Origin of the sequence: Streptomyces erythrochromogenes (assembly GCF_036170895.1) — a bacterium.
GTDB classification, from domain to species: domain Bacteria; phylum Actinomycetota; class Actinomycetes; order Streptomycetales; family Streptomycetaceae; genus Streptomyces; species Streptomyces erythrochromogenes.
On the sequence record NZ_CP108036.1, the window covers coordinates 7,470,376 to 7,486,641 of the forward strand.

Annotated in this window: 15 protein-coding genes and 1 pseudogene; 11 read left to right on the top strand and 5 right to left on the bottom strand. The window is 73.4% G+C overall.

All coding sequences use genetic code 11. The annotated features are described in order from the left end of the window. Positions 1–27: 27 nt before the first annotated feature. The 4 genes from OHA91_RS34150 (at position 28) to OHA91_RS34165 (ending at position 5,299) form a co-directional block, all read left to right on the top strand. Positions 28–447, top strand: coding sequence for a roadblock/LC7 domain-containing protein (locus tag OHA91_RS34150; protein WP_030759670.1), 420 nt, complete (start codon positions 28–30; stop codon positions 445–447). A gap of 104 nt (positions 448–551) precedes the next feature. Beyond that, a complete protein-coding gene (locus OHA91_RS34155) occupies positions 552–926 on the top strand; it encodes a hypothetical protein (RefSeq protein WP_031157154.1) in 375 nt (124 codons plus the stop codon). 189 nt (positions 927–1,115) lie between these two features. Beyond that, positions 1,116–4,691: a CDP-glycerol glycerophosphotransferase family protein gene (locus tag OHA91_RS34160; RefSeq protein WP_328740637.1), complete on the top strand. Its 3,576-nt coding sequence runs from the start codon at positions 1,116–1,118 to the stop codon at positions 4,689–4,691. A 125-nt stretch (positions 4,692–4,816) separates the two neighbouring features. Continuing rightward, positions 4,817–5,299 carry a VOC family protein gene (locus OHA91_RS34165; protein WP_031157158.1) on the top strand — a complete coding sequence of 161 codons (483 nt, stop codon included), beginning with the start codon at positions 4,817–4,819 and terminating at the stop codon, positions 5,297–5,299. Here OHA91_RS34165 and OHA91_RS34170 read toward each other — a convergent pair. Next, positions 5,296–6,033: an SIR2 family NAD-dependent protein deacylase gene (locus OHA91_RS34170; RefSeq protein WP_266504125.1), complete on the bottom strand. Its 738-nt coding sequence runs from the start codon at positions 6,031–6,033 to the stop codon at positions 5,296–5,298. The two genes, OHA91_RS34165 and OHA91_RS34170, sit on opposite strands and share 4 nt — an antisense overlap. Before the next feature lie 162 nt (positions 6,034–6,195). Here OHA91_RS34170 and OHA91_RS34175 point away from each other — a divergent pair, with 162 nt between their 5' ends. From OHA91_RS34175 to OHA91_RS34185, 3 genes are read left to right on the top strand one after another with little or no spacing between them, the layout of a single operon-like run. Then, a complete protein-coding gene (locus OHA91_RS34175; RefSeq protein ID WP_107064821.1) occupies positions 6,196–6,636 on the top strand; it encodes a hypothetical protein in 441 nt (146 codons plus the stop codon). Between the two features lie 20 nt (positions 6,637–6,656). After that, complete coding sequence (locus tag OHA91_RS34180) at positions 6,657–7,631, top strand: ATP-grasp domain-containing protein (protein WP_328740638.1); 975 nt, start codon at positions 6,657–6,659, stop codon at positions 7,629–7,631. Next, the gene (locus OHA91_RS34185; RefSeq protein ID WP_328740639.1) at positions 7,628–8,482 is read left to right on the top strand and encodes a GNAT family N-acetyltransferase; all 855 of its coding nucleotides are present in this window, start codon (positions 7,628–7,630) and stop codon (positions 8,480–8,482) included. Before OHA91_RS34180 ends, OHA91_RS34185 begins: the two co-directional genes overlap by 4 nt. Positions 8,483–8,556: 74 nt before the next feature. On the opposite strand, the gene OHA91_RS34190 is transcribed toward OHA91_RS34185, so the two are convergent. Next, complete coding sequence (locus OHA91_RS34190; RefSeq protein ID WP_031157169.1) at positions 8,557–9,000, bottom strand: subtilase-type protease inhibitor; 444 nt, start codon at positions 8,998–9,000, stop codon at positions 8,557–8,559. Between the two features lie 327 nt (positions 9,001–9,327). Here OHA91_RS34190 and OHA91_RS34195 point away from each other — a divergent pair, with 327 nt between their 5' ends. Next, positions 9,328–10,065 (top strand): ABC transporter ATP-binding protein, encoded by a 738-nt coding sequence (locus OHA91_RS34195; protein ID WP_031157171.1) that lies wholly within the window; start codon positions 9,328–9,330, stop codon positions 10,063–10,065. Then, the gene (locus OHA91_RS34200) at positions 10,059–12,509 is read left to right on the top strand and encodes an ABC transporter permease (RefSeq protein ID WP_031157174.1); all 2,451 of its coding nucleotides are present in this window, start codon (positions 10,059–10,061) and stop codon (positions 12,507–12,509) included. The genes OHA91_RS34195 and OHA91_RS34200 overlap by 7 nt, the downstream gene beginning before the upstream one ends. Before the next feature lie 32 nt (positions 12,510–12,541). On the opposite strand, the gene OHA91_RS34205 is transcribed toward OHA91_RS34200, so the two are convergent. Both OHA91_RS34205 and OHA91_RS34210 read right to left on the bottom strand, forming a co-directional pair. Continuing rightward, complete coding sequence (locus OHA91_RS34205) at positions 12,542–13,003, bottom strand: Crp/Fnr family transcriptional regulator (RefSeq protein WP_031157176.1); 462 nt, start codon at positions 13,001–13,003, stop codon at positions 12,542–12,544. Between the two features lie 187 nt (positions 13,004–13,190). Beyond that, complete coding sequence (locus OHA91_RS34210) at positions 13,191–13,493, bottom strand: hypothetical protein (RefSeq protein ID WP_030818290.1); 303 nt, start codon at positions 13,491–13,493, stop codon at positions 13,191–13,193. Between the two features lie 258 nt (positions 13,494–13,751). Between OHA91_RS34210 and OHA91_RS34215 the strand changes: the two genes are divergently transcribed. After that, complete coding sequence (locus tag OHA91_RS34215) at positions 13,752–15,695, top strand: glycoside hydrolase family 5 protein (RefSeq protein ID WP_328740641.1); 1,944 nt, start codon at positions 13,752–13,754, stop codon at positions 15,693–15,695. On the opposite strand, the gene OHA91_RS34220 is transcribed toward OHA91_RS34215, so the two are convergent. Continuing rightward, entirely contained in the window at positions 15,619–16,047 is a 429-nt protein-coding gene (locus OHA91_RS34220; protein WP_266504146.1) for a hypothetical protein, read from the bottom strand. The two genes, OHA91_RS34215 and OHA91_RS34220, sit on opposite strands and share 77 nt — an antisense overlap. Between OHA91_RS34220 and OHA91_RS39930 the strand changes: the two are divergent. Beyond that, positions 16,012–16,145 (top strand): annotated as a pseudogene (locus tag OHA91_RS39930) (XRE family transcriptional regulator); the annotation flags it as partial. The gene OHA91_RS34220 and the pseudogene OHA91_RS39930 overlap by 36 nt on opposite strands. Between the last annotated feature and the right edge of the window lie 121 nt (positions 16,146–16,266).

The window sequence follows — 16,266 nt, forward strand, 5'->3', positions numbered from 1 at the left end:
AGGCAGCCCGAAAGGAGAAAGGCCGACATGAGTACGCTGCCCCCCGAGGCGGAGGCCGAGATACTCGCCGAGCTCCGCAGGCTGCGGGCCCGCGTACCCCAACTCACCGGCGCCCTGGCCGCGAGCGCCGACGGCTTCGTCCTCGCCCAGGACAGCGCCGCCGCCGAGGCCGAGGCCGTCGCGGCCCTGACCGCCGCCGCCCTCGGCGTGGCCCAGCGGCTCAGCGACAGCACCGGCCAGGGCGCGTTCCGCGAGCTGCTCGTGCGCGGTGCCGACGGGTACGTGGCCACCTACGCCGCGGGCGTGGCGGCCGTCCTCACCCTGACCGCCGAGCCGCGCGTCAACGTCGGGCGGCTCCATCTGGAGGCCCGGCGCTCCAGCCTGCGGATCGCCGAACTGATCGAACACACCCTCGCGCGCCGGGGCTCAGGCACCGCGCCCGCCTGATCCGCGACCGGGCCGACCGCAGGGGGCCCGTCGAAATCAGGACAACTACAGATCGTCACATCTCAATCGCAACCAGCTACACCAAAACGGAAGAGGTACCTCTCATGGTCAACGTGGAGACCGCGCTCAAGGAAGCCACCACCGTCATCGAGGGCGCGATCGGCGCGGCCCTGGTGGACTACGGCAGCGGCATGGCCCTCGGCACCATCGGCGGCGGCAAGGACCTCGACCTCGCGGTCGCGGCGGCCGGCAACACGGACGTGGTGCGCGCCAAGGTGCGCACGATGGAGCTCCTCGGCCTCAAGGACGAGATCGAGGACATCCTCATCACCCTCGGTAGCCAGTACCACCTGATCCGGCTCATGAAGGGGCGGGGCTCCGTGGGCTTCTTCCTCTACCTGGCCCTCGACAAGAAGCGGGCCAACCTCGCCATGGCGCGCCATCAGCTGAAGAAGATCGAAGCAGAACTGGAGATCTGAACGGGTCGCGAACCGGGACGGACCGCGTCCCACCGCAGCGTCCAAGTGGCGGACGGCTGAATTCTTTGCCGTCCGCCCCGGCGATCAGCTCCCTATGCCCCATATGGGTGGAGTTTATAGCTCTGTTACAGAGTAAGATGCTGTGAGCTGATCATCGAAAAAGCAAAAACGCTGGAGAAACCGCCACCCATGCCCCCGCGCCTGAGCATCGTCGTCCCCGTCTACAACGTCGAGCTCTACCTCGACGAGTGCCTGGAATCCATCGCCGCTCAGACCTTCGGCGACTTCGAGGCCATCCTCGTGGACGACGGCTCCACGGACACCAGCGCCGTCATAGCCAAGGCCTTCGCAGCGCGTGACAAGCGCTTCCGGGTCGTCATGCAGGAGAACGCCGGCCTCGGCGCAGCCCGCAACGCCGGCGCCCGCCACATCCACCCGGACAGCGAGTACCTGGCCTTCGTCGACAGCGACGACACGATGCCGGACTACGCCTACCAGCGGCTGATCGACGCCCTCGACGAGACGGGCTCGGACTTCGCCGGCGGAAACGTCAAGCGCTTCCGCTCGGTCGGCATGAACCAGTCGTGGGGCCACCGGGCCGCCTTCGCCCGGACGCAGCTCAAGACCCACATCTCCAAGTTCCCGGCGCTGGTCACCGACCGCACCGCCTGGAACAAGGTCTACCGGCGCACCTTCTGGGACGAGCACGGCTTCCAGTACCCGGAAGGCATCCTCTACGAGGACGCCCCGGTCAGCATCCCCGCGCACTACTTCGCCTCCAGCGTCGACATCCTCCACGACTGCGTCTACCACTGGCGCGTCCGCGAGACCGGAGAGCGCTCCATCACCCAGCGCTCCACCGACCCGGTCTCCCTCATCGACCGCGTGAAGTCCGTCCGGCTGGTCCGCGAGTCCCTCAAGGCCAAGCAGGGCGCCAAGTACGACCGCTACCTGCGCGACTACGACTACAACGTGCTGAGCGAGGAACTCCCGCTCATCTACAAGTACGTCGCCGAGGGCGGCCCCGACTTCCGCGCCGCGTTCGTCAAGGAGGTCGGCGGCCTCGTCCGCGAGATCGGCACCGGCCCCTGGCCCGACCTGACCGTCGCGGACCGCCTCAAGGCCTACCTCGCCGGCGAAGGCCGCGTCGAGGACTTCATCGCGCTCCTGAACCACCAGCGCGACTACCACTACAGCGTCCCGGTCAAGGGCCTCGCCCGCCCGCAGGCCGACTACCCCTTCCTGCAGGGCCGCCCGCCGGTCCCCGCCAAGATCCTCACCCTCGGCACGCGCGAGCGCCGCGTCGTCAGCCGCCTGGAGCAGGCGGCCTGGTCCGACGGCAAGCTGCTGCTGCGCGGTTACGCCCTCCCCGGCCACCTCGGTGCGGAGAGCCGCCTCGGCTCCCGCAAGATGCTGATCTTCCGCGAGGGCGGCAAGCGCCGCCGCTCCGTCGTCAGCGCCCGTACGGTCGCCTCCCCGATGGCCACCGTGAAGTCCCCGCACCTCGCGCTGCGGCACGCCGACTGGGCCGGCTTCACCGCCGTCGTGGACCCGTCGATCTTCCAGTCGGGCGGCAAGTGGAACGAAGGGATATGGACCACCTCGATCGCCGTCACCGGCGCCGGCGGCCTGCACCGCGCCCGGCTCCGCGGCGGCGAGCACGACACCGGTCAGAACCCGCCCCCGTTCTGGGTGGCCCCCGACGTCCGGATCGTCCCGGCTGTCTCCGGCGCCCTCACCATCCAGGTCGAGATCGCCCGGGCCCGCGGGCTGGACGCCCGGCCCGTCGGTGACGACGCCGTCGAGATCATCGGCGAGCTCTCCGCCGGGGTCGACGCCGTCCGCCTGAAGGCCGTCCACGTCACCACCGGCACCGCCCTCGACTTTCCGCTGGAGACGGGCGCCGCCATCGCCGGCCGCACCCCCTTCACCGCCCGGGTCGCGCTGGCCGACCTGGCCGCCGTACCGGACGCCGAGTGCGAGCCCGGCGCGTGGACCCCCGAGCCGTGGAGCCTCTCCGTCATCGGCGCCGACGGCACCGAGCACCGCCTGGCCCACGACGAGCGCGGCGGCTTCAACGGCCTCGTCCTGGCGCTGCCCGGCGGGACCGCCGGCCGTGCGCTGTTCGTCAAGCGCGGCAACACCGGCCACCTCACCCTCTCCGTGCAGCCCTCCCCGCCGCTCGTCGACGAGGTCGAGGCGGAGGACGGCACCCTGACCCTGCGGGGCCGGTTCGTCGCGCCCACCGACGAGCCCTACGAGCTCGTCCTGCACAACGCGCACGGCATGGAGTTCAGCTACCCCGTCACCCGTGACGGCGAAGCCTTCGAGGCCACCTTCCGGCCCGTGCTCCCCGAGCCGTTCGCCGGCAGCACCACGCTGCCCGAAGGCCGCTGGTGGCCCACGCTGCGCCCGGCCGCCGAAGGCGGGACCACCGCCGGCCTGCTCGGCGTCGACCGCGGCGCCCCGGTCCAGCTGTCCCCGGGACTCCTCTTCTCCGGCCCGCACCCCGTCACCGTGCAGGGCCGCCGGATGCGGGTCGAGACCCGCTTCCACGACCGCATGGCGCTCGTCGCCGACCCGCTGCTGAGCCCGCACGACCGCTCCCGCTACGCCGAGCGCGTCGCCCGCTTCGAGACCTACCCGGCGCAGCGCGCCCTGCCGGTCAAGGACATCGTCGTCTACGACACCTTCCAGGGGCACGGCGCCGGCGACGCGCCGCGCGCCATCCACGAGGAACTGCTGCGCCGCGGCGAGAAGCTGGAGCACATCTGGCTGGTCAAGGACGGTCGCGCCGAGGTCCCCGCGACCGCCCGCGCCGTGCAGTACGGCAGCGTGGAGTTCTGGGAGGTCATGGCCCGCGCCCGCTACTTCGTGACCAACGACAGCGTGCCGGCCCTGTTCCAGCGCCGCGCCGGCCAGGTCGTCGTCCAGACCTGGCACGGTACGCCGATCAAGCAGATCGGCCACGACTTCGTGCACGACTACTACACGAGCCCGGAGATCCTGGAGGGCCTGGCGCACGACAGCGCCCAGTGGTCCCTGCTCGCCTCGCCGAGCTCGTACGCGACGCCCGTGCTCAAGCGCGCCCTCGGCTACGACGGCGAGGTCATCGAGGCCGGCAGCCCGCGCACCGACGCGCTCGTGCGGCCCGACGCGGAGCGGATCGCCGAGGTCAAGCGCCGGCTCGGCCTGCCCGAGGGCAAGAAGGTCGTCCTCTACATGCCCACCTGGCGCGAGAACTGCGAGGGCTGGTCCGGTGGTTACAAGCTCGACCAGCGGATCGACCTTGAGCAGGCCCGCCGAGAGCTGGGCGAGGACCACGTCCTGCTGATCCGTGGCCACCACCACGTCACCGAGCAGGTCCGCGAGGGCGTTCGTGACGGTTTCGTCGTCGACGTGTCCCGCTGGCCCGACGCCGCCGACCTGCTGCTGGTCGCCGACGTGCTGATCTCGGACTACTCCTCCGCGATCTTCGACTTCGCGCTCACCGACCGGCCGATCCTGCTCTTCACGTACGACCTGGAGCACTACCGCGGCACGCTGCGCGGCTTCAACTTCGACCTGGAGGAGAAGGCGCCCGGACCGCTGCTGGCCGACTCGGCGAGCCTGATCGAGGCCGTGCGCAACGCGGACGCGGTCGGCGCCGAGTACGCGGGGGCGCGGGCGGCGTTCCGCGAGGAGTTCTGCGACCTGGACAACGGCGACGCCGCCGAGCGCGTCGTCGACCGGATGCTCGCCATGGGCGCGGAGCCCGCGAAGTAGGCCGTACGGTCGATTTCCCGGCCGAACGAGGACCGGCCCCGGGCCCACCGATTAATTTCGGTCCCGGGGCCGGTCTGTATGTGCGGAGCGGTATCCACCGTCCACGCACCGGCCTGGAGGCAGTAATGAGCGGCAACGGATTCACCACGTGTCTGTGGTTCGACGGCGAGGCGGAAGCGGCCGCCGACTACTACCTGTCCGTGTTCAAGGACGGCAGGCTCGGCCGGATCGCGCGCTACACGGAGGCGAACCCCGAGCAGGAGGGCTCGGTGATGACCGTCGAGTTCGAGATCAACGGGCAGCGGTTCGTCGGCCTCAACGGCGGCCCGCAGTTCCGCTTCACCGAGGCGATCTCCTTCCAGATCGACTGCGCCGACGAGTCCGAGGCGGACTACTACTACGACGCGCTGACCAGGGACGGCGGCCAGGAGTCCGCATGCGGCTGGGTCAAGGACCGGTTCGGGGTGTCCTGGCAGGTCGTCCCACCGGGCGCCGTCGAGCTGGTCAGCGACCCGGACCCGAAGCGAGCCGCCCGGGCCATGGCCGCGATGATGAAGATGAAGAAGCTGGACGTCGCGGAGATGCGCCGGGCGGCCGACGCGGCCTAGGCCAGGCCGCCCTCGGCGATTCTGGTCAGCAGGGCCGGGAGGGCGGTTCCGATCGGTTCGCGGACGACCTCGTCGGCGAGGGCGTCGTACGGGGTCTCCTCCGCGTTCACGATGATCAGCCGGGCCCCGGCCTCCGCGGCCATCCCCGCCAGCGAGGCGGCCGGCTGCACCTGCAGCGTCGACCCGACGGCGACGAAGACCTGGCACCCCTTGGCCACGGCCATCGCCTGCCCCAGCACCACGGGGTCGAGCCGCTGGCCGAACATCACGGTGGCCGCCTTGAGGATCCCGCCGCACGCCAGGCAGGCGGGATCCGGTTCCCCGGCGGCCACGCGGGCCAGCGCCTCGTCCATCCCCGACCGCGAGTGACACGCCGTGCAGACCACCGACCGGGCGGTGCCGTGCAGCTCGAACACCTTCCGCCCGGGCATCCCGGCGAGCTGGTGCAGCCCGTCGACGTTCTGGGTGATGACCCGGACCGGGGTGCCGCCGCGCTCCAACTCGGCCACGGCCACATGCGCGGCGTTCGGCCGCGCGCCGAGCGCGCCGATCTCGGCCCGCATCAGCCAGGACCGCCGCCGGATCTCCGGATCGGCCATGTAGTACTCGTAGGTCACGAGCTTCTCGGCGTCGGGCTCCCGGCGCCACAGGCCCTGCGGCCCCCGATAGTCCGGAATTCCGGAGTCCGTGGACATCCCGGCCCCACTGAACACTGCGACGAGCGGCTTCCCCATGCGCCGACCCTACGTACGACCGGCTCCCGCCCGCGACCCCATTACCGCGCGCCGACCGCACGGGGGAGGCAGGGGCGTTCCTGCGGTGAATCCCGCCCTCCACAGGAGTGAGATCCGCGCCGCGCCCTCCCGATGGACCGGCCGGGCGGGTAGAAACCGGACATGATGCTGAAGCCCCACCGCCTTGGTGCCCTGCTGCTGGCCTTGTCGGCGCTGCCGGCCGTGCCGTGCGCCCCCGCCGCCGTCGCCGCCCCCGCCGCCGCACCCGCGGCCGCCCCGGAGGGGCACACCGCGGATCAGATCGGGCGCTTCCTCGTTCGCTTCTACGGGGAGCACGGCCCGTCCGACCACGACCGCCGGCACCACGTTTCGCAGGTGCTCCTGGAAAGACAGCAGACGACTGCGGAATCGGACGTCCTGCTCTGCGCTCAGAACGAGCCGCAGGCCATCGCCATCGGCCCGGTCACCGTCGCCCAGGCGGCCGGTGTCGGCTGGGCGACGGTCACCACGCACTGGGGCTCGGACAAGACCGACACCTTCACCGCGTACGTACGCCTCGACTCCAGGCCGATCCGGATCGACGACGTGATCTGCGCGGGCTGACCCGCCCGTAGGCTGGGCCCATGCCCATGCCCATGCCCACGACGGCGGCCGGGGACGCGGCCGCCACCGTCCTGTACTGCTGCGACCCGCTGAACGAGCGCCGCGTCGACGGCCACTTCGCCGCGGAGGCCCGGCAGTTGCATGCGGCCGGGGGTCGGACCCTGCTCGTCGACCACGACGCGCTGCTCACCGGCGACGCCGAGCGCGCGGTCGCCCGGGTGCCCGACCGCGCGGGAGCACTCTGGTACCGGGGCTGGATGCTCCCGGCGGATCGGTATGCCGCACTGGACGCCGCCTTGCGCCGCCGCGGCGGCCGACTCGCCGTCACCGCGGAGCAGTACCGCCGGGCACACGAACTCCCCGGCTGGTACGCGACCTTCGCCGACCTCACCCCGGTCAGCGCCTGGCTGCCGGCGGAACCGGGGCGGACGCCGGATCCGCAGCGGCTGACGGCCCTCGCCGCGGGCCTGCCGCCCGGCGCCGGTGTGGTCAAGGACTACGTGAAGTCCCGCAAGCACGAGTGGGACGAGGCCTGTCACGTACCCGACCTCGGCGACGCCGACGCCCTGCACCGGGTGGTCGGCCGGTTCGTCGAACTCCAGGAGGAGTTCCTGGCGGGCGGTGTGGTCCTGAGGGCCTTCGAGGACTTCGTCGCGCCGCCGACACGGGCGGGCACGGCCGCCGCCGCGGAGGTGCGGGTCTGGTGGCGCGACGGGACGCCCCGGCTGGTGACCGCCCACCCCGACAGCCCGGTCGCCGAGGTCGTGACACCCGACCTCGAGCCCGTCCGTGCGGCCGTCGAAGCGCTCGGCTGCCCCTTCGTGACCACCGACCTGGCCCTGCGCGCGGACGGTGTCTGGCGCGTCGTCGAAGTGGGGGACGGGCAGGTCAGCGACCTCCGGCAGGGGGCCGATCTCGACGCCTTCGTCCGGATTCTGGCGGCCGATCAGGCACCCCTGCGCGCACCGTCCGTATCTGGTACAACACGGCTATGACGGGATTCGAGATCGCCGGGGCGAGCGCCGCCGACATGGAGATGATCCGCGGCTGGGCCGACGAGGAGGGCTGGAATCCGGGGGACTCGGACCGCTTCGCCTTCGCGGTGGCCGACCCCGAGGGCTTCCTCGTCGGCCGGCTCGACGGAGAACCGGCCGCCTGTATCTCCGCCGTCCGCTACGGGGCCGGCTTCGGCTTCATCGGCTTCTACATCGCCCGCCCCGATTTCCGGGGCCGCGGCTACGGGATCCGGCTCTGGCGCGCCGGGATGGAACGCCTCGACGGGCGGCTCGTCGGCCTGGACGGGGTCGTCGAGCAGCAGGACAACTACCGCAAGTCCGGATTCCGTTCGGCCTGGAACAACATCCGCGTCGAAGGGGTGCCCCAGGGTGTCGACGGCGCGGACGGGGGCGGCGGGGTCGAGATCGTGGACGCCGCCACGCTCCCCTTCGGCCTGCTCGCCGCCTACGACCGGCGGTTCTTCCCCGCACCGCGGGACGCCTTCCTGTCCGCCTGGACCGGGCTGCCCGGCCGGACCGCCCTGGCGGCCGTCCGCGGGGGCCGGATCGAGGGCCTGGGCGTGATCCGCCCCTGCAGCGCCGCCCACCGGATCGGCCCCCTGTACGCGGCCACCCCCTCGGTGGCGGCGGCGTTGCTGCGGCGGCTCGCGCGGCACGCGCCCGGCGGGCTGGTCTCCGTGGACGTCCCGGACGCCAACCCGGACGCGACCGCGCTCTTCAAGGGCCTCGGTCTGGTGCCGACCTTCGAGACCGCCCGGATGTACACCGGCCCGGTCCCGGACCTCGCCCTGTCCGAACTGTTCGGCGTGACCAGCCTCGAACTGGGCTGAGGAGACACGGACCTGCACTGCGGGGGCCGGGCGGCGGTCGCACGGCGCCGCCCGGCCCGTCTCGTGACGCGGGATCAGAACCCGAAGAGGGCGCCCGCGGTGTTCCGCAGACCGCACGGATTGGCGAAGGTGTACGTGTAGTTGAGCCGACGGCCCTGCCAGACCCCGTCGGCCGTCACCGTCATCGGGTCCCACTCCCTGGTACAGACGGCGTCGGCGGCCGGCGCCGTGAGCGGGTCCAGCTGCGAGCCGGCCGCACGTAACTCACGGCACGCGGCCACCGGGTTCGGGTGGGTCCCGCCGGGCCCGGGCGCGCAGACGAGCGTCACCGCCCGCATCACCGTGCCGGTGTCGGCGTCCGGGCCGGCCGTCACGCTGAGCACCAGCGCGGACGGCGCGTACAGACTCTGCGCACCGGCCGGCGCGGCGCCGGCCGTGCCGGGCCAGGCCAGCGCGGTGAGCGCGGTGAGCGCCATGGCGGCGGAACCGAGTCCGAGACCCCTTGCGATGGACCGCATTTCGAACACTCCCTTGGGTTGGTGTTTCGGATAGCGGACGCAGTCTTGCCGACGCGGGCCGCGAACGCCCGTTCGCACCCCCATTTTTCGTCACTGATCGTGTACGAATGACTGCAGACCGCAGCCGTGGCGAAGGGTTGACCTGTACGGGAGCGGGCGCCCTAATCGGCCGAACACCGACCGGGAGACGTCTCCGAAACATGCGCGGGCACGCCGTCATGCACCCGAAACGGAGCCTGGAGAGAGCCGCGGGGTAGGGCCTGCCCCACCCCCGGAACACCCTCCAGGCCCGCTGTGCCGGGCCGCCCCGCCCGGTTGGCTCAGAGCATGGAAAACGATGCGATCCGACTCAGGGACGTCAGCAGGGTCCACACGGCCGGCGGACACCCGGTCACCGCCCTCGACCGGGTGTCCCTCGACTTCCCCCGCGGCACCTTCACCGCCGTCATGGGCCCCTCCGGCTCCGGCAAGTCCACCCTCCTGCAGTGCGCGGCCGGACTCGACCGGCCCACCTCAGGCACCGTCACCCTCGGCGGTACCGACCTGGGCCGGCTGAGCGAGACCCGCCTGACCCTGCTGCGCCGCGACCGGATCGGCTTCGTCTTCCAGGCCTTCAACCTGCTGCCCGCCCTGACCGCCGAGCAGAACGTGGCCCTGCCGCTGCGGCTGGCAGGCCGCCGCCCCGCCGACGCGGAGGTCCGCGAGGCCCTGGCCCGGGTGGGACTCGCCGACCGGGCCCGGCACCGGCCCGCCCGGATGTCCGGCGGCCAGCAGCAGCGCGTCGCCCTGGCCCGTGCCCTCATCACCCGGCCCGAGGTGCTCTTCGCCGACGAACCCACCGGCGCCCTCGACTCGCGGACCGGCCGCGACGTGCTCACCCTGCTCCGGGCCATGGCCGACACCGAACACCAGACGGTCGTCATGGTCACCCACGACCCCGTGGCCGCCTCCTACGCCGACCGCGTCGTCTTCCTCGCCGACGGCCGCCTCAGCGGCGGACTCGCCGGTGCGAACGCCCAGGACATCGCCGCCCACATGACCACACTGGAGGCCGCCCCGTGCTGACCGCCGCCCTGCACACCGCACGCACCCGCTGGGCCGCCTTCGTCGGGAGCTTCGTCGCCCTGGCCCTCGGCGTCGGCCTGATCGCCACCATGGGCCTCGCGCTGGCCGCCACCCTGGACGCCCCCGAGCGCGGGCCGGAACGCTTCGCCCTGGCGCCCGTGGTCGTCAAGGGCAACGACACCCTCCGCGTCCCGACCCCCAGCGGCGACCGCACCCGCACCCTGGCCCACCCGGGACCCCTCACCCCCGAACTCGTGCACCGGCTCGCCGGCCTCGGACCCACCACCCAGGACCGCTCCTTCCCCGTCCGCGCCCACGGCGGACCGCAGCAACTGGTCGGCCACCCCTGGTCGGTCGCCGCCTTCGCCCCGTACACCCTCGACGCCGGCCGCGCCCCGAACGCCGACGACGAAGTGGTCACCACCGGCTGGGCCCGCCCCGGCTCCCGGCTGGCCACCGACCGCGGCCCCGTCACCGTGGTCGGCACCGTCACCGGCCGCGGCTTCGAAGACGCCGTGTTCTGGACCGACACCCGCGCGGCCCGACTCTCACCCGCCGTCGACCAGCTCGTCGTCGCCGCCGACCCCGCCGCCGTACGGGCCGCCGTGGGCCCGGACCCCGGCGTACGGGTCCTCACCGGCCGGGACCGCCGGTACGCCGACCCCGACCCCGAGCGCGACGCCGAGGCCCTCCTCGCCGTCAACGCCCTGCTCGGCACCGCCGGAGGGATCACCGGTTTCGTGTCCGTCTTCGTCGTCGCCTCCGCCTTCGCCTTCGCCGTCGCCCAGCGCCGCAAGGAGTTCGCCCTGCTGCGCACCGTCGGCGCCACCCCCGGCCAGGTCCGGCGCATGGTGTACACCGAGGCACTGGCCCTCGGAGCGGTGGCCTCCGCCATCGGCTGCCTGCTCGGCGCGTACGGGGCGCCCCGGCTCGCCCGCCGGCTGGCCGAAGACGGCACCGCACCGCACTGGTTCGCCATCGGCGACGCCGTCTGGCCCTACCACCTGGCCTTCTGGACCGGCCTGCTCGTCGCCCTCGCAGGAGCCGTCGCCGCGTCGTGGCGGGCGGGACGCGTCCGCCCCGGGGAGGCCCTGCGCGAAGCCGCCGCGGAGACGAAGGCCATGACGCCGGCCCGCTGGGTCCTCGGCGCCGGGCTGCTGCTGGCCGGGCTCGGCACCCTCGCCCACGCCCTGCTCACCGACCCCTCGGACCTGCTCCACCGCAAGACGTACACCAGCCGCCCGATGCTGTTCGTCGTCGCCTTCGCACTCCTGGCCCCGGTCGTGGTCCGGCCGCTGGTCCGGCTCGTCGCCGGGCTCCCGGCCCGGCTGTCGGGCGCCGGCGGGATGCTGGTCCGGGAGAACGCCGCCGCAGGTGTCCGCCGTACCGCCGCCGTCGCCGCGCCCGTGCTCGTCACCGTGGCCCTCGCCGGCTCCCTGCTCGGCACCACCGCCACCCTCGAGGAGGCCAGGGCCGAGGAGGTCCGGCAGCGGACCACCGCCGACTTCGTGATCACGGGCGGTCCCGGCGGGTTCGGCCCCGCCGCCGTGGAAGGGGTGCGGGCGGTACCCGGCACCGAGGTGTCCGCCACCTCGGCGACCGAGCTCCACGTCCTGGAGGAGGGCGTCGCCCTCATCCGCTCCGAAGCCCGCGCCGCCGACCCGCGGGCCCTCGCCCGGACCGCCGACCTGCCCCTCGTCGCGGGCCGGGTCGCCGACCTCGACGACGGCTCCGTCATCGTCACCGAGGAGTGGGAGCGGCACACCGTCGGCTCGACCGTCGACGTCCGGCTCGGCGACGGCACCCCCAGGACCCTGCGGATCGCCGCCGTGATGAGCATCGGAACCGGGAACAACGGCGCCTACGTCACCCCGGCCAACGCCCCCGGAGCGCCGGTCGACCGGATCGACGTACGGCTCGCCCCGGGCGCCGACACCGCGACGGCCGCCACCGGGCTGGCCGATGCCGCCCGGCAGGCCGGGGGCACGCTCCTCACCAAGCAGCAGTGGGTGGCGGACAGTTCCCCGCGCACCAAGCGCACCACGCGGACCGGCTTCCTGCTGGTGCTCGGCATCGCCCTGCTCTACACGGGCATCGCGCTCGCCAACACCCTCGTGACGGCCACCTCCGACCGGGCCCGCGAACTCGCGCTCCTGCGGTTGGCCGGTGCCACCAGGGGGCAGGTGCTGCGGTTGGTGGCGGGGGAGTCCCTCACGGTCGTCCTCGTCGGCGCCGCCACGGGCACCCTCGTCGCCGCCCTGAACCTGGCCGGGATCCAGGGCGCCCTGCGGCTCCTGGACGCCGGCGGCGCGATCGTGGTCCCGTGGGCCGCCCTCGGCGCGACGACGGCCTCCTGCGCGGCCGTCGCGCTGGTCTGCGCGGTCGTCCCGGCCGCCCTCGGCCTGCGCCGCCGGGCGGTCGACCCGGCCGGCCTGCGGGACTGAGCGCAGGCCCGATCACCGCCCGGAAGACACCCCTAGCCGGTCGCGCCCAGGCGCGGGGCGTACAGGTCCAGAAGACGGGTGCGGGTCTGCTGGAGCCGCATCGCGAGCACGCGGCCCACCCAGTGCCCGACCGCGGACCCGAAGGCGGGATCGGCGTCCATCAGCATCCGCACGGCCGCCGCGTCGAACTCGTACGCGCGCACCGGCGTCATCGCCTCCGCACCGAGCTGCCACACGTACGGAGGGAACAGCCAGGACCAGCCGACCAGCTCGCCGGGGCCGAGGTTCTCCACCTGCGCGGGCCGGCGGCCGGCCACCGGGACCTCCAAGGTCACCGTGCCGGAGCGCACGATCCAGAAGGACTCCGCCCGGTTGCCTTCGTCGAAGATCCGTGCGTTCTCCGGGAAATTGACCTCATGGGCCTGCGCCATCAGCCGTCCACGGTGCTCCGTGGACAGCACGGCGGCGATTCGGATGGGGGAAGGTGTGCTCACGACGGCCTCCGATCGGACCCCCCGCGACGCTCCTGCTGCTCCCAGTGTCGCCGAAGCGGCCCGATCGGGACCGGGCCGCGACGCCCCTTTCTTCCCCGCCGGGAGCCGGCACCGGCGGGACACCCTGGGCCGTCTCTTTCGGATCTTGTCGGGCGGCGCGGGCCCGGCAAGATCCGAAAGAGACGGCCTAGTCCTCGGCGTTCGCCTCCATGCAGGCCAGCTCCATCGCGTCCAGCACCGCCTCGTGGCTGCGCCCGCTCAGCTCGGCGACGTTCTCGATCTGGGCCGTGGCCCAGGCCGCCAGCGTCATCACCAGGACCCGGAGCCCGTCGGTGCCGTACTCGGCCAGGACCGCGTCGGCCACGACCATGGCCTCCTCCGGGACCTGTTCCGGCGGCTCCAGGCCGGCGAGGCCGCGCAGCATGACGAGGGTGCGCCGGGAGATCTCAGGCGTCATCCCCGCCAGCCGCATGTCCTCTTCGTCGTTCATCCGCCCCGCCCTCCGCTGCCCAGCCCCCGTTCCCTCAGGGCACGGTAGAGGGGCGCGGCCCGACGCGGGGCGGTTTCCGCAGGGTGACCCTGCGTGAGCGGGCGCGGGCGGCCGGATCCGGCGGTTCCGGACCGGGCCGCCACAGCGGCGCAGCACCGCCGAAAGCGTGCGGGCGTTCGACTTCCCCCGACGGCGACCCACCGGTAACTTGACCCGCGGCAACCGCCCGGCCGGGCGGCCGAACCCGGTAGGAGCGAGATGAAGAGCCTGTTACGCGCTGCCCTGTGCGCCCTCCTGCTCACGGCCGGCGCCGTGCCCGCCCAGGCCGCCCAGGCATCTCCGACCGGGCCCGCCGGCCCGGCGTCCGAGACCGTCACCACCGCCGACGCCGCCGAGGCCTGGACCCCTCCGCTCTCCACGCGCGGCCGGTACGTCGTCGACGCGCAGGGCGACCGGTTCCGCCTGCGCTCCGGCAACTGGGACGGAGCCCAGGGCTCCTGGAACGGCTCGGGCGACCGCAACGACCCCGCCACCCACCACAGCGGCCAGAATGCCAACGGCATCCCGCTCGGCCTCGACCGGGTCCCGCTGCCCACCCTGCTCGCAGACTTCCGCGCCCTGGGCCTCAACAGCATCCGGCTGCCCTTCTCCAACGAGATGCTGCGCACCACCGCCCCGGTCCCGGACGCGGCCGTCGCCGCCAACCCGGCCCTGCGCGGACGCACCCCCCTGCAGGTCTTCGACGCCGTGGTCGCCGCCCTCACCGACGGCGGTTTCGCCGTCATCCTCAACAACCACACCGTCACCACCCGTTGGTGCTGCGGCCTCGACGGCAACGAGCGCTGGAACAGCGGCCGCTCCACGGCCCAGTGGGCCGACGACTGGGTCTTCCTCGCCCGCCGCTACCGGGACAACCCGCGCGTGGTCGGCGCCGACCTCTACAACGAGGTCCGCCGAGACGTCTGGGACGACCCCAACTGGGGCCTCGGCGACAACCACGACTGGCACGCCGCGGCCCAGGAGGCCGCCGACCGCATCCTCGCCGAGGCCAACCCGAACCTGCTGATCGTGGTCGAGGGCATCAACTGGTTCGGCCTGCCGATCGACGGCTTCCCGCACGGCCGCCCCACCCTCACCCCCGTACGGACCCTCTCGCACACCCTGGTCGCCTCCGGCAAGCTCGTCTACTCCGCCCACTTCTACGGGTACACCGGCCCCCACCACAGCGGAGCCACCGGCATCGGCGAGACCAGCGACCTGCGCTACCAGGACATGAGCGCGGCACAGCTCGAACAGACCCTCTACGATCAGGCCTTCTTCGTCTCCGCGGAGACCGGCGCGCACTTCACCGCCCCCGTCTGGATCAGCGAGTTCGGCATCGGGGCCGACGAGACCGGCGCCGCCCCGCGCACCTGGTTCGACCGCCTCACCGGACAACTGGCCCGCAACGACGCCGACTTCGCGTACTGGCCCCTCGTCGGCTGGAGCACCGACGCACAGGGCGCCCCCGGCGGCGACACCTGGGCGATGCTCCGCTACGACGCGGCCGGCCGCCGCTCCGGAGTCCTGGACGCGGGGGACTGGCGCACTGCACGCTGGTCCGGCCTCCTCACCGCCCCCGGCCGCACCGGCCCCGTCCCCGCCACCACCGCCTGGTACCAGCTGACCACCGACCACCGCGACCACAACGCCTCACTGCTCACCCGGGCCGGCGGAGACTGGGACAGCGGGGCCCGCAAGGCGGTCTGCCCCGACGGCTCCCGCCTCACCGGCCTCGCCCACACCGGCGGCCGCGGCCTGTGCACCACCTCCGGCCTGCGCGCCCCGACCGGCGGGCACACGGTGGTCCGCGACGAGCGGTACGTGCCTGCGGGCGGCGACTGGGCCGGCGGATACACGAAGTTCCAGTGCCCGGCCGGGCAGTTCCTCACCGGCTACAGCCTGCGCGGGGAGCGGGTCTCGGCCGCGCTGTGCGCCCCGGCCCGCACCGCCCTCCCGGCGGCCGGCCGGACGCTCTGGTTCGACCGCGGCGACAACCGCCCGCCCGGCGGCCCCGGCGGCGACTACGCCCTCGGCCACTACAAGGGCCAGTGCCTGCCCACGGAATACGCGGCGGGCATCGCCTTCACGACCCGGGTCGCTGCGCGCCCGTCCCCGGCCGCGCTGCTGTGCCGTCCCCTGCCGGGTCCCGAGGCGGGGTGAGGTCCGTCGTGCGGGCGGCGCCGGACCGGCCCCGGCCGCCCGCGGCGACGGCGAGAGCGAGGAGGACCAGGGCCGCCGCCACCGCGAAGGTGATCCGGGTGGCGGCGGCCACGGCCGCGGGGGAGGCCGTCGCGACGTCGCCCGCGGCCGCCGCGAGCGCGAACACCGCGCCCATGACGGAGGCGCCGGTGACGAGCCCGAGGTTGCGTGCGAGGCCCAGGGCGCCGGAGACGACTCCCCGCCGGTCCGGCGGCACCTCCGCCATGACGGCCGTGTTGTTCGCCGTCTGGAACACCGCGCACCCGGCGGTCAGCACGGCGAGGCGGCCGAGTTCGACACCCGGCTGCCCCACTGGTTCACCAGCGCGGACGAGGGACGTCCCGTGGAGATCCTCAGTCTGTTCGGACGCCAGGGGAGCGCATGCACGTCCGCGCCAAGCCGCGGGGATGATGCCGAGGAGGTGCCGGCCGCCCCAGGTTCTGGCGCGATCTCGTCGCCGAAATGCGCCAAGTGAGGTGAACGGAGCGCCGAACCGATCTAAGGTGCGCCCGTAAGCATCGTCGCGGACACC

Excerpts from the sequence above, each read along its gene's own strand:
- OHA91_RS34185 (WP_328740639.1), top strand. The coding sequence starts at position 7,628 with ATGACGGGATTCGAGATCGCCGGGGCGAGCGCCGCCGACATGGAGATG.
- OHA91_RS34150 (WP_030759670.1), top strand. The coding sequence starts at position 28 with ATGAGTACGCTGCCCCCCGAGGCGGAGGCCGAGATACTCGCCGAGCTC.
- OHA91_RS34165 (WP_031157158.1), top strand. The coding sequence starts at position 4,817 with ATGAGCGGCAACGGATTCACCACGTGTCTGTGGTTCGACGGCGAGGCG.
- OHA91_RS34160 (WP_328740637.1), top strand. The coding sequence starts at position 1,116 with ATGCCCCCGCGCCTGAGCATCGTCGTCCCCGTCTACAACGTCGAGCTC.
- OHA91_RS34170 (WP_266504125.1), bottom strand. The coding sequence starts at position 6,033 with ATGGGGAAGCCGCTCGTCGCAGTGTTCAGTGGGGCCGGGATGTCCACG.
- OHA91_RS34210 (WP_030818290.1), bottom strand. The coding sequence starts at position 13,493 with ATGAACGACGAAGAGGACATGCGGCTGGCGGGGATGACGCCTGAGATC.
- OHA91_RS34195 (WP_031157171.1), top strand. The coding sequence starts at position 9,328 with ATGGAAAACGATGCGATCCGACTCAGGGACGTCAGCAGGGTCCACACG.
- OHA91_RS34155 (WP_031157154.1), top strand. The coding sequence starts at position 552 with ATGGTCAACGTGGAGACCGCGCTCAAGGAAGCCACCACCGTCATCGAG.
- OHA91_RS34190 (WP_031157169.1), bottom strand. The coding sequence starts at position 9,000 with ATGCGGTCCATCGCAAGGGGTCTCGGACTCGGTTCCGCCGCCATGGCG.
- OHA91_RS34215 (WP_328740641.1), top strand. The coding sequence starts at position 13,752 with ATGAAGAGCCTGTTACGCGCTGCCCTGTGCGCCCTCCTGCTCACGGCC.
- OHA91_RS34175 (WP_107064821.1), top strand. The coding sequence starts at position 6,196 with ATGATGCTGAAGCCCCACCGCCTTGGTGCCCTGCTGCTGGCCTTGTCG.
- OHA91_RS34180 (WP_328740638.1), top strand. The coding sequence starts at position 6,657 with ATGCCCATGCCCATGCCCACGACGGCGGCCGGGGACGCGGCCGCCACC.